Genomic DNA, 13,905 nt, shown 5'->3' with positions numbered 1-13,905 from the left:
CCCTCTTCTCATTTTATAACTATGATATAACATTTCTAACACTTTTAACATTTTTAAATCACCTACTGCTCCCCCTCTTATACGTTTTCAAGCATGAGATATTCTATAATGGTCAATGGGTCGACACCGACCGTTACGCCATTTTTCAAGCTGACTGGTATGCCAGACAAAAATAAACAACAAGCACTCCTTTGAGTGCGTACATAATCTTTTTGCGACATCAGTTAGTTTCGCTTCACGCAGGGCGCACGAGGCGTTAGCACGCACAATTCTCTGACAGGTTCTCTAAATATTTGTTATGATGGGTATATGTTATTTGACGTCATGTTACGTCTCATACTGCAACTACTTTAGAAATGTAAAATTGATTTTATGACCCTCCGTAAGCAAAAAAGACCCAAGTTAAAAAAAGGTGTCCGATTCACCATTCTCATGCTAGTCATCCTAAGTGGTATCCTGGTTTATCAGGCTGTTGGTAAAGGATTCCTTGAATCATTGATCAAACCCGTTGTCTCGTTGTCTGAACAATTAACGCACCAACCAGACTCTGAATTAAAGCAGCAATGGCAAGATATCCTCACAGATCAAGACGCTAACGTTAACATTGCAGTCTATAACCACAAAACTGACCAGACCACCGCTTTCAGCAATAACACGTCCGCAACCTATTACACCGCTAGTATCATTAAAGTGGCTGTTTTGGCTAACTTATTAAATAACCACGAAGACAACAACACCTCATTGTCCGCTAATGAGCAAACCCTTGCGCAAGACATGATCACCTTATCTGACAATGAGGCCACGACCACTTTATTAAATACTTATCAAGGTGGTTACACAGCGCCCAATCGCCTTTTTAATCAACTCGGCATGACCCATACCAAAATGAGCACGGCTGCTTGGGGACTATCAACGACAACTGCAGCCGATCAAATCAAATTATTAAATGCATTGGCTTATGGCACCAAATCCCCACTCGATCAAGCAGATCGCAATTATGTCTTGCAACTCATGGCAAATGTCGCCCCCGACCAAGCTTGGGGCATGAGTAGCGAACTCGCTGACAATGCACAAGTTGAACTTAAAAATGGCTGGTTGGCACTCGATAACGGTTGGGTGGTGAATACAATTGGACACGTCAAAACCAAGAATAGTAACTATACCATTGCTGTCTTAACAAACGGCAACGCTACCAAAGATCAAGGCATTGATTTAATTGAATCCCTAGCGGCGGTTACGGCAAAGCAATTAAATGCCGATTAACTCGCCTTGTCCCACAGCGCAATAACTCAGAAAGGATTAAGCTGTTGTGAAAAAAAAGACTATAGTCAGTATTTTAGTTGGTGCCATCACAATCATTTTGTTATTGTTATTAACTAAAAATCTATATCCTGACGTTCTCTCATTAATTAACCCCCATACGCCTGCGGCAGACATTCGTGCGCAAATTCGTTCACATGGTATTACTACGGCCTTTCTATTAACTGCTACCTTGGCACTTTTCTGTCTGATTCCTGGTGTGCCAACATCAATGGTCGGCGTTTTAATCGGTGTCTATTTTGGTCCCGCCATTGGTATTTTATTAAATATCATCGGTACCTTTACTGGTAATAGTTTATCTTTTATTCTCATCAGCCATTTTAAGATTCTATCTAAGCCACATACGAAAAACCGATGGGTACGATTCATCTCTTCCGCTAAACATCCCGCAATCATTTTAACGATTTCATATATGATCCCCATCATCCCGATGTTTATCGTGAATTACACCGCTAATAAGCTTAAATTGCCTGATAAAGTAACCTATTTATCAATGTTTATCGGCAGCATCCCCTCTGCGGTGTTACTCAGTGTTGGTGGCGATGCCATCTTCCGTGGTCACAGTACACCAGAACTAAAAGTCGTCTTAGCTGTGCTCGCTGTCGGCATTATTGCCGTTATCCTGTTACGTCTCAAGAAGCGTCAGCAGCAAACACTGTCGTAACCGTAAAACCTAAAATTTTTTCACAGCTTATGCATCATATTAATACGATAAAAAAACGTACTGGTTTCCGCTCAGGTACGTTTTTTGTTTGCTCTTAACATCGTGTCAATTTTCGAGATAACATCTGACTGTCTATATGATGAGTGGGTTGTTTCTAACCATATAAAGGCGTCCTCAACAATGGGTAAAAAATTATTTTGACGTATTGGAATTGGTATACTAATTGGCCTAGTAGTTGGTTACTTAATACATGCTATTGTGCTATAACATAAACCAACATAACGCAATACTTCTACCGTTTATCAATAAATAATAAACATTAATGAAGTGCTTACAAATATGCCAGATATCACGCTAAAAGACTTTGAAGATAATAAAACAGCTCGACCAGAAATTAATCTAGTCGAGCTGTTTATATATTGATTAAATTAAAAAGCCCACATTAGTGAGCTTTATATTTATTAAGCTTTAACGATATTAGTGGCTTGCAAACCGCGATCGCCACTTTCAACATCGAAAGTCACTGATTGACCTTCATCAAGTGTTTTGAAGCCATTGCTTTGAATAGCTGAGAAGTGAGCAAAGACATCATCACCATTTTCACGTGTGATAAATCCAAAACCCTTGTCGCCATTAAACCACTTTACTGTGCCTGTTTCCATTATATGTTTCTCCTTTGGTGCATTCACCAATCTTTATTTGTAATTTAAATAATTGGTACTGAATGTCCTTCAAGAAAAGAGAAATCAAAATCAAAAACTTTATTACTCATTAACTGTAACACGTATCACAACTAATAGCAAATAAAAAAGCACCAGATAACCAATACTCAGTCTTCTAACGCTTTTAATAGGTCGGTAATGTCTAAATTTGTCCCGTAGTTTTACCATTTTTCAGCTGTTGTTATTTGTGTTATTTTGCTTGAAATACCATGCAATTTAATGAAATCGAAATTATAAGAAAAGGCGCTCATCCAAGAACGCCAAAGCATTATCAGAATTAAGTACCTTGTAGCAAATTTGTAGCAAATGGTGCTTATTTTTTTATTTTCTCTTATACTTTTTGATACGCTTGTATACACTGAAAATACTGTCATATCAATGTTTTACATGAAAAAAGCGATGATACCAGTATTCCTAGTATCACCGCTAATATGGAGCCGAGGGGAGTCGAACCCCTGTCCAAACTGCCCGGTACATGAACCTCTACGCTTATAGTGTTGTCACTTAAGTTTCATGATTAATTCCGCCACAACACGAGGCTAACATCAATCACTAACTCGATTCATTTAACGCCGCTGTTCCGAATCTAAGCAACGACGCGATCTGACTTTTTATGACCTAATCTCAGACGCCAGCTACCAAGATTAAGTTACGCATCACTGGTTTTTAGGCAGCGATTGCGAAAGAGTTTTCGTTTTTTGCAGTTAAAATGTCTGCCCGTTTTAACGCCCGGATGGCGAAGCGCAGTCCATGCCCTAAACAGCCTGTCGAATTCCAAAAACGACCCCAATTTAAGCTGCTCGCGCAACAAATAAAAATACTGACAGCCGTCAGTATTTTTATTATACCATATTAAAACGCTCTAAAACGTGCACGTCTTTGCTTAAGTAATTCTTCTGGCGTTAACCCATTTAACCGAGCAAATTCATCATCTAACCGCTGACGAATCAAATTAAAGACACGCGGATGATTGCGTGATTCGGGAATAATATATTCAATCACACCCTTTTCCAAAAGATCCTTAGCCGTGATGCCCATGACAGCAGCGGCCTCATCGGCACGCTTACTATCTTTCCATAAAATAGATGCAAAACCTTCCGGTGACAAAATGGAATACGTCGCGTTTTGGAACATCCAGACTTGATCACTCGTCGCCAATGCCAAAGCGCCACCAGAACCACCTTCACCATAAATAATGGCGATCATTGGCACCGTCAATTTCATAGATTCTAAAATGGACTTGGCAATCGCTTCGCCTTGGCCTTGCGCTTCCGCCGTTTTACCTGGAAATGCCCCTGGCGTGTTAATAAACGTCACAATTGGGCGATGAAACTTGTTGGCCTGTTGCATCAAGCGTTGTGCTTTGCGATAGCCCCATGGTTCAGGCGAGCCATTGCGTTTGCTCAACTTATCTTGAATATCAACACCCTTATCAATGGCAATAACAGTCACTGGCTTGCCATTTAAGGCCGCAATGCCGCCAATCACCGACATGTCATCCCCACTCAAACGATCGCCATGCAGTTCAACAAAATCCGTAAAAATACCATCAATAATTTCACGCGCCAAAAAGCGATCTTCGCGTGACTTTTTCACCACTTCGGCTGGCGTTAATTCATGCTTAAATAATTTTAATCCAATATTGACTGCCATGTTATACCTCCGACACCCGATGTAACCTCACCAACTTAGCAATGATTGGCCCAAGTTCAGGTCGGGGCACGATTTGATCAACAAAGCCATTTTCTAATAACGTTTCGACACGCTGAAAGTCCTTTGGTAGTTTCTCATGAATTGTTGATTCAATCACGCGCGCACCAGCAAAGCCAACTAAAGCATGCGGTTCAGCTAACGTAATATCTCCTTGCATGGCGAAACTAGCCGTTACCCCACCCGTTGTTGGATCTGTCAGTACGACCAAATAAAGTAGGCCTGCTTCTTGATGTGCCGCCACTGCCGCTGACACTTTGGCCATTTGCATCAAAGAATTAATGCCTTCTTGCATGCGCGCGCCACCAGAGGCCGTGAATAATACCACTGGTAACTTTTTATCCGTCGCGTATTCAAACAAACGGGTGATTTTTTCACCAGTCATTGATCCCAATGACCCCATCATGAAATAAGAATCCATGACCCCTAGTGCCACTTTTTCATTTTCAATCGTGGCCACCCCGGTCAATACAGATTCGCCTAAACCTGTTTGTGATTTCGCACGCGCTAGTTTATCCGCATAACCAGGAAATTCCGGTGTTGTCATTTCAATGTCGGCATCCATTTCTTCAAATGATTGCGTGAGCAAGTCGACGCGTTCTTGCGCTTGTAAACGGAAACCATAGCCACAGTGCGCACACACACGAAACGGCCCCAATTGTTTATTATACATTTGAACACCGCAATAAGGGCAAGCTAAGAAAAGCCCATCTGGGATGCGTTCATTGACTGATGCATCCCGCTTAATTTTAGCGGTTGATTTTTGATTATCGTATAAATCCATCTTTATCCCGTGCCCCAACACCTCAAACTCACAAGATGGGACACATGCCTCCTAATCACTTTACTTAGCAGTCCAGAACTGCATATGGCACTAATATGATAATACCGCATATGTCGGCCATACGCGGTATTATTGTTTATTCAGTCGCTGGCAAACTGTCAAGCCAGCGTGGTAAAAAGTCACTTTCTAGGTAACGTGTATCAAATTCGCCACGTTGTACTTGTGGATCAGCTAACAATGCCTGTTGGAAGGCACGGCTCGTGGCGACCCCACGTATTACCGTTTCATCCACAATTCGACGCATCTTGGCCATCGCTTGCGCACGATCAGCACCATGAACAATCAACTTGCCAATCATTGAATCATAGAATGGTTGGATTTTATCACCATTAAACAATGCCGAATCAATACGAATACCAGGCCCACCAGTTGGTAAAAAGACAAAGTCAACTGTCCCAGCACTAGGTGCAAAATGATTTTCTGGCTGTTCAGCCGTCAAACGTACTTCAATCGAATGTCCTTGTACTTGTACATCATCTTGCGTCACTGGCAAATCTTCCCCAGCGGCCACAGCAATCTGTAATTTAATCAAATCTAGACCGGTGACCATTTCAGAAACGGGATGCTCCACTTGAATTCGCGTGTTCATTTCCATGAAATAAAAGGCGCCTTCATGATCTTGTAAAAATTCAATCGTACCAGTATTGACATAACCCAAAGCTTGGGCAGCGCGGGTCACAATGTCACCCAATTCAGCACGCATCGCTGGCGTCACACCAGTTGCTGGTGATTCTTCTAACACTTTTTGGTTATTACGTTGCAAAGAACAATTACGTTCAGGCAAATAAATCACATGGCCATTCTCATCGCGCAACAATTGCATTTCAATATGTCGCACGCGTTCCATGACCTTTTCGATATACATATGGTCATCGCCAAAAGCAGCACGGGCTTCATTTTGCGCATCATCAAATTTATCTGAGAGCTCATCTTCGCCGTAAACAAAGCGCATCCCTTTACCACCACCACCAGCAGCAGCCTTGAGCAACAAAGGATAGCCAATGCGATCAGCCACAGTCTTAGCTTCGTCAAAATCTCGAATAAACCCTTCAGACCCTGGAATGACAGGCACCCCAGCGCGGCGCATTTCTTCACGGGCATTCGCTTTATTACCCATTAATTCGATGGTTTCTGGTCGTGGACCGATCCATTTAATCCCGACCTCACCGACCATTTCGGCAAACAGCGCATTTTCAGCTAAGAAGCCGTAACCTGGATGGATGGCTTCTGCCCCAGAAAGAAGTGCGGCGCTCAAAATATTTTTCATGTTCAAATAAGAATCTTTTGGCTTTGGCCCACCGACAGCGATAGCTTCATCAGCGATTTGAACATGTAGGCTATCCTTATCAGCAGTCGAATAAATCGCCACTGATCCAATACCCATTTCTTTTAATGTTCGGATGATACGAACCGCAATTTCACCACGGTTGGCAACCAATACTTTTTTAAACACAATTAATCTCCAATGATGAATGTCAATTCAGCAGTTGTTGCTTTCTTGTCACCAATCCACACAATGCCTTTACCTGTCCCAATTGGCCCACGCAAACGATCAATTGTGACTTCCAGACGCAAACGATCACCAGGGCGTACCATTTGACGATAACGCGCCTTCTTGATACCACCAAAGTAAGCTGTTTTCCCTTTATACTCCGGCATCGACAAGAGCGCAACGGCACCCGTTTGGGCCAAGGCTTCAACGGTTAACGCACCTGGAAATGTTGGATTCCCTGGAAAATGACCTTGGAAAATTTCTTCATTGATTGAAATATTCTTGTAAGCCACGGCACGTTCACCCGGCACCAATTCTTCAACCGTATCCAACATCAACATCGGATAACGATGCGGGATGATGTCCATAATTTGTTGGGTATTTAGTACGCTCATGTGTCTATTAAACATACAGCACCAATTACTGTATGCCTTTCCTCCTATTCAGGTATGTACGCGGAAAAATCCGCTTAAATTATGCTGGTGTCACGATATAAAGTGGCTTGTTATAGTCCACCACTTCTTCGTTCTCCACCAAAACTTCGGCAATTGTGCCAGCAACTTCACTATGAATTTCTGTCATCAGTTTCATCGCTTCAATCACTGCCACTGTTTCGCCAACCGCTACCTTGTCACCAACTTGTTTAAACATTGGCGCTTCTGGCTTTGGTTGCAAATACACTGTCCCAACCATTGGGGCAACAATTTCGACCCCCGCTGCCACTGGTTTGGCCAATGGATGTTCGTTAGGGGTATCGTTAACTGTCACTGATTCTGCTGCAGCAGCGAGTGCTGGTGCGACAATCGCTGCATTGTCATTTTTTGACAAATGCAAACTAAAATCACCGTCAGTAATTTGAAATTCACGTAATGAACTATTTTCTAGATCCGCCATCAAACTGCGGATTTCATCGATATTTAAACTCATGAATTAAGCCTCTTCGTGCCAGTTTTTGAAAATGACTGCAGCGTTGTGCCCACCAAAACCATAATTTGCACTCAATACATATTCAGGTGCAGTGTGTTTTGTCGCAGTTGAGACCAAGTTGACCAACTTTGTGTCATCATCTTGTTCGTCCACACCAACGTTGACTGGCATTTCGCCGCGAACAAGGGCGCCAACTGAAACCAACGCTTCAATCGCACCAGCCGCACCAAGCAAATGACCCGTCATCCCCTTAGTTGATGAGACAGGAACATTGTTAGCACCAAACACTGTGGCAATCGCATGCGCTTCGCCAGAATCGTTAGCGCCGGTAGCTGTGCCATGCGCGTTGATATATGAAATCTTTTCAGGTTGCAAATCGGCATCGCGAAGTGCATCGCGCATGGCACGTGCTGCACCTTCACCATCAGGTGATGGTGATGTCATGTGATAAGCATCAGATGATGCCCCATAACCGACAACTTCTGCCAAGATGTTGGCCCCGCGTGCTTGCGCGTGTTCAAGGCTTTCAATCACCAAAATACCTGACCCTTCACCAAGGACGAAACCATGGCGATTCTTATCAAATGGCTTTGACGCTTCAGTCGGATCTGTTTCCGTTGACAACGCTGTCAAAGCTGCGAAACCAGCAATCCCAATTTCATTAACTGTCGCTTCTGAACCACCCGTCAACATCACATCCGCTTTACCTGATTGGATACGCCAAAAGGCTTCCCCAATGGCATTGGTTGCAGAGGCACAAGCAGTCACCACCGTATAGTTTACCCCTTTGGCGCCAAAACGCAATGACACGTTACCAGACACCATGTTTGGAATTGATTCAGGCACGAACAATGGGCTCACGCGTTGTGGTCCCTTGTCATGCATTTTAATCACTTGTTCCTGAATCGTGGTCAAACCACCGATACCATTACCAAGAATAACCCCAAAACGATTTGGGTCTTGGACAGTCGTTGGATTTTCTGACCCTTCAGGTGCTTTCAAACCAGCATTTTCCAATGCTTGGTCAGCAGCATCAATGGCGTATTGCGAGAACAAATCCAACTTACGTGCATCACGCTTGCCCACACGTTTTGCTGGGTCAAATCCATCAACTTGGCCAGCGACCGTAATCCCTGTTTCTGTGGCATCGAACTTTGTAATTGGCTTAATCCCGATTTCTTCATTGAAGATACCATTCAAAAATGTTTCTGTATCATTTCCAAGTGGGGTTACGGCACCAAGACCAGTAATGACTACTCGTGTCATGTTGTTCTCCTTTAATTAAATATACAATCCGCCATCAACAGTCAATGTTTGCCCTGTAATGTAGGAACTATGTGCTAAGAAAAGCGCTGCTTCAGCGACTTCACTGGCTTCACCGAACCGTGACAAGGGAATATTCTTCAAAATTTCCGCTTGCGTTTCTTCTGGCAAAACCGCCGTCATATCAGACATAATCATGCCTGGCGCAATCGCATTTACACGAATCCCACGACGGGCACCTTCTTTGGCAAGTGACTTGGTGAAACCAATGATACCTGCTTTTGAAGCAGCATAATTCGTTTGCCCCATGTTACCCATTAATCCAATAACGGAACTCATGTTCACAATGGCCCCGTGTCTTTGACGAATCATCTTCTTAAAGATTGGTTGCGTCACATTAAATGTCCCATTCAAGTTCACATTAATGACCTGAGCAAAATCAGCTGGCGTCATAGCCATAGCCAATTGGTCTTTGGTAATACCCGCATTGTTAATCAAAACATCAATGCCAGGGAAATCTGCTTGCTTGTATAAGGCCTTGATACTAGCCTCAGCTGCTTCAGCATCCGCAATATCGAATTGCAAAGTTTGCGGTGTCTGCTTAAATTCAGCCAAAATTTCTGGCGCGATAGCTGAACGCGCATGTAAAATCACTTGGGCGCCCGCAGCATCAAAGGCTTTGGCAATTGCCAAACCAATACCGCGCGATGAGCCAGTAACGAGCACTGTTTGATCTGTGAAATCCATCATACTAGGCTTCCTTTCCTGCTGCAACTAATAAATCACGCACCGCATTGAAACTGTCAATATCGGTAATCGCGTAACGCTTGACGTCCTTTGGTGCAATTTTCTTGGCGAATTTAATTAACGTGTCTGATGGCCCAACTTCAATAAATGTATCGACGCCATCAGCCAACATTTTCTCCATTGCTTGCGCAAAGTAAGTGGGTGAAATAATTTGTTTTGTCAGTGTTTCAAATAACGTGTCAGCCGTAAATAATGCCCCCGTCGTATTTGAATAAACTGGATATTGGGTCTCGTTGAAAGTTTCGCCCGCCAGACGTGTTGTCAACTGCACAGCTGCATCTTTTAACAATGGTGTATGGAAGGCCCCTGACACGGGTAATTCAACGAGTCGTTGAATACCTGCTTCAGTTAAGGCTGCCATGGCCTCATCAACATCTTCAGCCACACCACCAATGACCAGTTGCGCAAACGTATTATAGTTGGCTGGGTAAACTTGCTTGCCTGCTGCCTGCAATGATGTCAACACATCTTCTACCAACGCTTGATCATCACCCATCACGGCAACCATCTTACCTGGATTCGCCGCACCGACTGTCTGCATGTAGATGCCACGGTCTTTGATAATCGCCACGGCTTGTTCAAATCCCATAGCCCCACTGGCAGTCAACGCCGAATATTCACCCAAGCTCAAGCCCAACCCGGCTACTGGCATTGGTAAATTCTCACCTAATGCGTTAATAATCGCGTTGCTCATCGCCAAAATAGCAGGTTGTGCGTAAGCTGTTTGCGTGATTTTTGTTTCGTCATTGGCCACAGCTTGTAAATCATAGCCTAAGATGGCTGACGCTTGGTCAATTGTGTCACGGTAAGCGGGCAATGCTGCGTATAAGTCGGCACCCATGCCAGCTTTTTGCGCGCCTTGACCGCTAAATAAGATACCTAATTTCATATTAGTCCCCATGTAAAATTTGCTGACGTGTCAGCGCTGTGGTTACAATGTTGTATTTTCAATACCCATCAAGTCAGTTGCTTCTGCCCAAATGTCAGACAGAATTTGGGCGGCTGGCTTTTCATCTTTGATCAAACCAGAGATTTGACCAGCCATGAAAGCGCCGCCCTCTTTGTCACCTTCTTGAACAGCGCGACGTAAAGTACCGGATTCCAACTTTTCAATTGCGGCCGCATCTGGCTTTTCTTTTTGGATTTCAAAGACTTCGTTTTTAACGAAATTCTTGGCCATCTTATTCTTCAAAACACGTGCACGATTACCCATGAGTTGGCCGGTAACAATCGTGTCAATATCCTTGGCTTTAATGATTTTTTCTTTAAAGTTCGGGTGAATTTCAGATTCTGTTGCCGTCAAGAAACGCGTCCCCATTTGGGCACCAGCAGCACCTAACATGAAGGCTGCGGCAACACCACGACCATCGCCAATACCACCAGCAGCAATCACTGGAATATCAACGGCATCGACTACTTGTGGTACCAACGTCATCGTTGTCAACATACCGATATGCCCACCAGATTCCATCCCTTCAGCAATCACGGCATCGACACCCTTCTTTTCCATCATCTTAGCCAATGACACAGAAGGCACAACCGGCATCACAATAATACCTGCCGCGTGTAGTTCATCCAAGAATGGTGACGGATCACCCGCTCCTGTAGCAACCACTTTCACGCCTTCTTCAATGATAACGTCAAAGACTTCCCGAATATGGCGACTCAAAAGCATCACGTTGACACCAAATGGCTTATCCGTCAATGCCTTGACGCGTTTGATTTCTTTACGGACATCTTCACCGTGCCAATAACCGGTACCGATAAAGCCTAAACCACCCGCTTCAGAAATTGCTGCAGCCAATGCACCGGTACCAGCCCAAGTCATCCCACCTTCAACGATGGGATACTTCATGCCAAGTTTTTTAAAAAGCGGGTTCTCTACGTTTACTACCATTTTATTTTCCTTTTTAACTCGTATACTATGTACGTGACCATTCAATCATGATCACCTGTCACATTAAGCTGCCAATTGTTCTTTAACCTTGTCAACCAAGTCTTGGGTTGTCTTGATGTCTTCAGCAACGGCCAACTTGATGTCAAAGTCGTCTTCGACACGGTTCAAAACTTCAAACAAGTCCAAAGAATCGGCATCGATGTCATTTGTCAAGTCAGTTGTTAATGACACTTCGTCTTCTTCCAAATCAAATTGGTCAACCAAAATTTCCTTAACCTTGTCAAAAATTTCTGCATCTGTCATAGTGTTCGTCTCCTAGTATTTTTTCAGTATTTTCGTTAGATTTTTGCGGTGCAGCCGACTACACCGATGTTGTTTAAATTTTCCAAATTTGCGCACCCACCGTCAAGCCACCACCAAAACCTACTAAAGCAATGGTTTGACCGGCATGCACTTGGCCTGATTCAACCAATTCATCCAAGAGAATCCCAATGCTAGCCGCGCTCGTGTTACCGTTGCTGGCCATATTGGTTGGGAACTTGGTTTCTGGTTGCCCAAAACGTTTGGCAATTGTTGACACAATACGCGCATTGGCCTGATGTAACAAATAATAATCCACATCATCTGCTGAGAGTTGCGCTTTGGCCAACGCTGCTGCTAGCGCATCCGGCACTTCGCGCGTTGCAAAGTTATACACCTCACGGCCGTTTTGGTGGAAGTAAGGATCTGCTGGTGTAATGTCACCCGAAAACGGGTTGGCATTACCAAAGCGGCCAGCCACTAAGTTATCGCCCTTATCACCAAATGTCCGCAACTCTTCACTCAGTAGCCCAATCGCTTCATCTGTTGTCTCAACAAGTACACCAGCGGCGCCATCGCCAAACAACACGGCCGTCGTGCGGTCTTGCCAATCCACGAGCTTTGATAAGACTTCGGCGCCAATCACCAAACCACGACGGTATCGGGTTGACAATAGACTTGAGGCCACGCTCATGCCATAAACCAGCCCCGAGCAAGCGGCACTCAAATCAAACGCAAAGGCTTGATTGGCCCCAATCGCGCCTTGGACAATGGCAGCCGTACTTGGTGACAAACTGTCTGGTGACATCGTACTGACAACAATAAAGTCCAAACTTTCAGCAGATACTTGGGCCTTTGCCAGTAACTGCTCAGCCACTTGAATGGCTAAATCGCTCGTATTTTCCGTGGTCACCACTTGACGTTGACGAATCCCTGTCCTCGTATAGATCCAATCATCGTTGGTCTCCATCATGGTACTCAATTCGTCATTCGTCACCAGGCGGCTAGGCACTTGACGCGCCGAGGCCACGATTTTTAAGTGTTCCATAACTCCCCTTTTTACTGCTTAATAACGTTTGCAAGATAACTCACCAAATTATGAATGGCACGCTTTACCGTATCCATTTCACTGGGTTGCATATCTTTTAGCAAATTGTGTGCCAAATCACGATGGAATCCTTGGTGGGCACGATACACAACCCGCCCTTTATGGGTCAGCCCAAGGCGAACCACCCGACGATCCTTATTAGACCGACGCCGCTCAACATATCCTTTTTCAACGAGCTTATCAATGGCAGTTGTCATTGCGCTGGGCGTTAAGTGGATCATCTTCGCGACTTGTGAGGCACTTTTTTCAGAATACATAGATATGGCATCGATTGTATGCATATCTTTTAACGTAATATCTGAAAAATCACTTTGCTTTAACGCGGCTTCTTCAATCCACATCACATTATTAAACACATCGACGAGTTCACTATTTAATTCTTCAAATTCTAATGTAACGGCTTCATTCATCTTTTTCATCTGGCGAAACAACAAACATCAATTCGGCAGAGGTTGCTGTCTTCCCATCAACTTTAGCTTCAACCAATACGCTACCCATGTTGGCGCGTAACTTACCAAATGTCACATGTAACTTCAACACATCGCCCGGCACAACCATCTTTTTAAACTTGGCATCATCGATACCCGTCATGTAGGCTGTCTTCCCTTTAAATTGTGGGGATGACAAAATTAAGATCGAGGCTGCTTGAGCGAGTGATTCAATAATCAAGACGCCTGGCATCACTGGATTACCAGGGAAATGTCCTTGGAAAAACTGTTCATTAATTGTCACATTTTTAACAGCGACAATCGATTCATCTGGCACCATTTCTTCAACGTAATCCATATACAAGATTGGATAACGATTCGGAATCAGTGCCATAATTTCGGTTGTTGTGAGAACTGGCATAA

Annotated in this window: 16 protein-coding genes and 1 other RNA gene; 2 read left to right on the top strand and 15 right to left on the bottom strand. The window is 44.0% G+C overall.

Annotated elements, in window-relative coordinates:
- Positions 1 to 372 precede the first annotated feature (372 nt).
- Together FGL80_RS04265 and FGL80_RS04260 are read left to right on the top strand one after the other, a co-directional pair.
- Complete coding sequence (locus FGL80_RS04265) at positions 373 to 1,263, top strand: serine hydrolase (protein WP_055308330.1); 891 nt, start codon at positions 373 to 375, stop codon at positions 1,261 to 1,263.
- 46 nt (positions 1,264 to 1,309) lie between these two features.
- Positions 1,310 to 1,984: a TVP38/TMEM64 family protein gene (locus FGL80_RS04260; RefSeq protein WP_055308331.1), complete on the top strand. Its 675-nt coding sequence runs from the start codon at positions 1,310 to 1,312 to the stop codon at positions 1,982 to 1,984.
- A 461-nt stretch (positions 1,985 to 2,445) separates the two neighbouring features.
- On the opposite strand, the gene FGL80_RS04255 is transcribed toward FGL80_RS04260, so the two are convergent.
- The 15 genes from FGL80_RS04255 to fabZ (FGL80_RS04185) all read right to left on the bottom strand — a co-directional run bounded on the left by FGL80_RS04255 (position 2,446) and on the right by fabZ (FGL80_RS04185) (position 13,903).
- Positions 2,446 to 2,646 carry a cold-shock protein gene (locus FGL80_RS04255; protein WP_010000354.1) on the bottom strand — a complete coding sequence of 67 codons (201 nt, stop codon included), beginning with the start codon at positions 2,644 to 2,646 and terminating at the stop codon, positions 2,446 to 2,448.
- A gap of 489 nt (positions 2,647 to 3,135) precedes the next feature.
- Positions 3,136 to 3,494, bottom strand: a transfer-messenger RNA (tmRNA) gene (ssrA, locus tag FGL80_RS04250).
- 64 nt (positions 3,495 to 3,558) lie between these two features.
- The gene (accA, locus tag FGL80_RS04245) at positions 3,559 to 4,359 is read right to left on the bottom strand and encodes a carboxyltransferase subunit alpha (RefSeq protein ID WP_055308340.1); all 801 of its coding nucleotides are present in this window, start codon (positions 4,357 to 4,359) and stop codon (positions 3,559 to 3,561) included.
- 1 nt (position 4,360) lies between these two features.
- Positions 4,361 to 5,200 (bottom strand): acetyl-CoA carboxylase carboxyltransferase subunit beta, encoded by an 840-nt coding sequence (locus FGL80_RS04240; protein ID WP_055308341.1) that lies wholly within the window; start codon positions 5,198 to 5,200, stop codon positions 4,361 to 4,363.
- Positions 5,201 to 5,336: 136 nt separating this feature from the next.
- Positions 5,337 to 6,713: an acetyl-CoA carboxylase biotin carboxylase subunit gene (gene accC / locus FGL80_RS04235; protein ID WP_055308342.1), complete on the bottom strand. Its 1,377-nt coding sequence runs from the start codon at positions 6,711 to 6,713 to the stop codon at positions 5,337 to 5,339.
- A 2-nt stretch (positions 6,714 to 6,715) separates the two neighbouring features.
- Positions 6,716 to 7,147: a 3-hydroxyacyl-ACP dehydratase FabZ gene (gene fabZ, locus FGL80_RS04230; protein ID WP_029508991.1), complete on the bottom strand. Its 432-nt coding sequence runs from the start codon at positions 7,145 to 7,147 to the stop codon at positions 6,716 to 6,718.
- A 79-nt stretch (positions 7,148 to 7,226) separates the two neighbouring features.
- Positions 7,227 to 7,679, bottom strand: a complete 453-nt coding sequence (locus FGL80_RS04225; protein ID WP_055308343.1) for an acetyl-CoA carboxylase biotin carboxyl carrier protein — start codon at positions 7,677 to 7,679, stop codon at positions 7,227 to 7,229.
- 3 nt (positions 7,680 to 7,682) lie between these two features.
- Entirely contained in the window at positions 7,683 to 8,945 is a 1,263-nt protein-coding gene (gene fabF / locus FGL80_RS04220) for a beta-ketoacyl-ACP synthase II (protein WP_055308344.1), read from the bottom strand.
- Positions 8,946 to 8,960: 15 nt separating this feature from the next.
- The gene (gene fabG, locus FGL80_RS04215; protein ID WP_029510429.1) at positions 8,961 to 9,692 is read right to left on the bottom strand and encodes a 3-oxoacyl-[acyl-carrier-protein] reductase; all 732 of its coding nucleotides are present in this window, start codon (positions 9,690 to 9,692) and stop codon (positions 8,961 to 8,963) included.
- 1 nt (position 9,693) lies between these two features.
- Positions 9,694 to 10,638: an ACP S-malonyltransferase gene (locus FGL80_RS04210; RefSeq protein WP_055308346.1), complete on the bottom strand. Its 945-nt coding sequence runs from the start codon at positions 10,636 to 10,638 to the stop codon at positions 9,694 to 9,696.
- A 42-nt stretch (positions 10,639 to 10,680) separates the two neighbouring features.
- Positions 10,681 to 11,646 carry a nitronate monooxygenase gene (locus FGL80_RS04205; RefSeq protein ID WP_010006403.1) on the bottom strand — a complete coding sequence of 322 codons (966 nt, stop codon included), beginning with the start codon at positions 11,644 to 11,646 and terminating at the stop codon, positions 10,681 to 10,683.
- A 63-nt stretch (positions 11,647 to 11,709) separates the two neighbouring features.
- Positions 11,710 to 11,949 carry an acyl carrier protein gene (locus tag FGL80_RS04200; RefSeq protein ID WP_010001645.1) on the bottom strand — a complete coding sequence of 80 codons (240 nt, stop codon included), beginning with the start codon at positions 11,947 to 11,949 and terminating at the stop codon, positions 11,710 to 11,712.
- A 73-nt stretch (positions 11,950 to 12,022) separates the two neighbouring features.
- Positions 12,023 to 12,994 carry a beta-ketoacyl-ACP synthase III gene (locus tag FGL80_RS04195; protein WP_055308347.1) on the bottom strand — a complete coding sequence of 324 codons (972 nt, stop codon included), beginning with the start codon at positions 12,992 to 12,994 and terminating at the stop codon, positions 12,023 to 12,025.
- An 11-nt stretch (positions 12,995 to 13,005) separates the two neighbouring features.
- Positions 13,006 to 13,464, bottom strand: a complete 459-nt coding sequence (locus FGL80_RS04190; RefSeq protein ID WP_010001649.1) for a MarR family winged helix-turn-helix transcriptional regulator — start codon at positions 13,462 to 13,464, stop codon at positions 13,006 to 13,008.
- Positions 13,457 to 13,903 carry a 3-hydroxyacyl-ACP dehydratase FabZ gene (gene fabZ / locus FGL80_RS04185; protein WP_010001650.1) on the bottom strand — a complete coding sequence of 149 codons (447 nt, stop codon included), beginning with the start codon at positions 13,901 to 13,903 and terminating at the stop codon, positions 13,457 to 13,459. Before fabZ (FGL80_RS04185) ends, FGL80_RS04190 begins: the two co-directional genes overlap by 8 nt.
- Positions 13,904 to 13,905 lie beyond the last annotated feature (2 nt).

The organism is Leuconostoc lactis (assembly GCF_007954625.1).
Lineage (GTDB): Bacteria > Bacillota > Bacilli > Lactobacillales > Lactobacillaceae > Leuconostoc > Leuconostoc lactis_A.
Note: the sequence above shows the minus strand (reverse complement) of the source record. Positions and strands in the feature narration are given on the sequence as shown.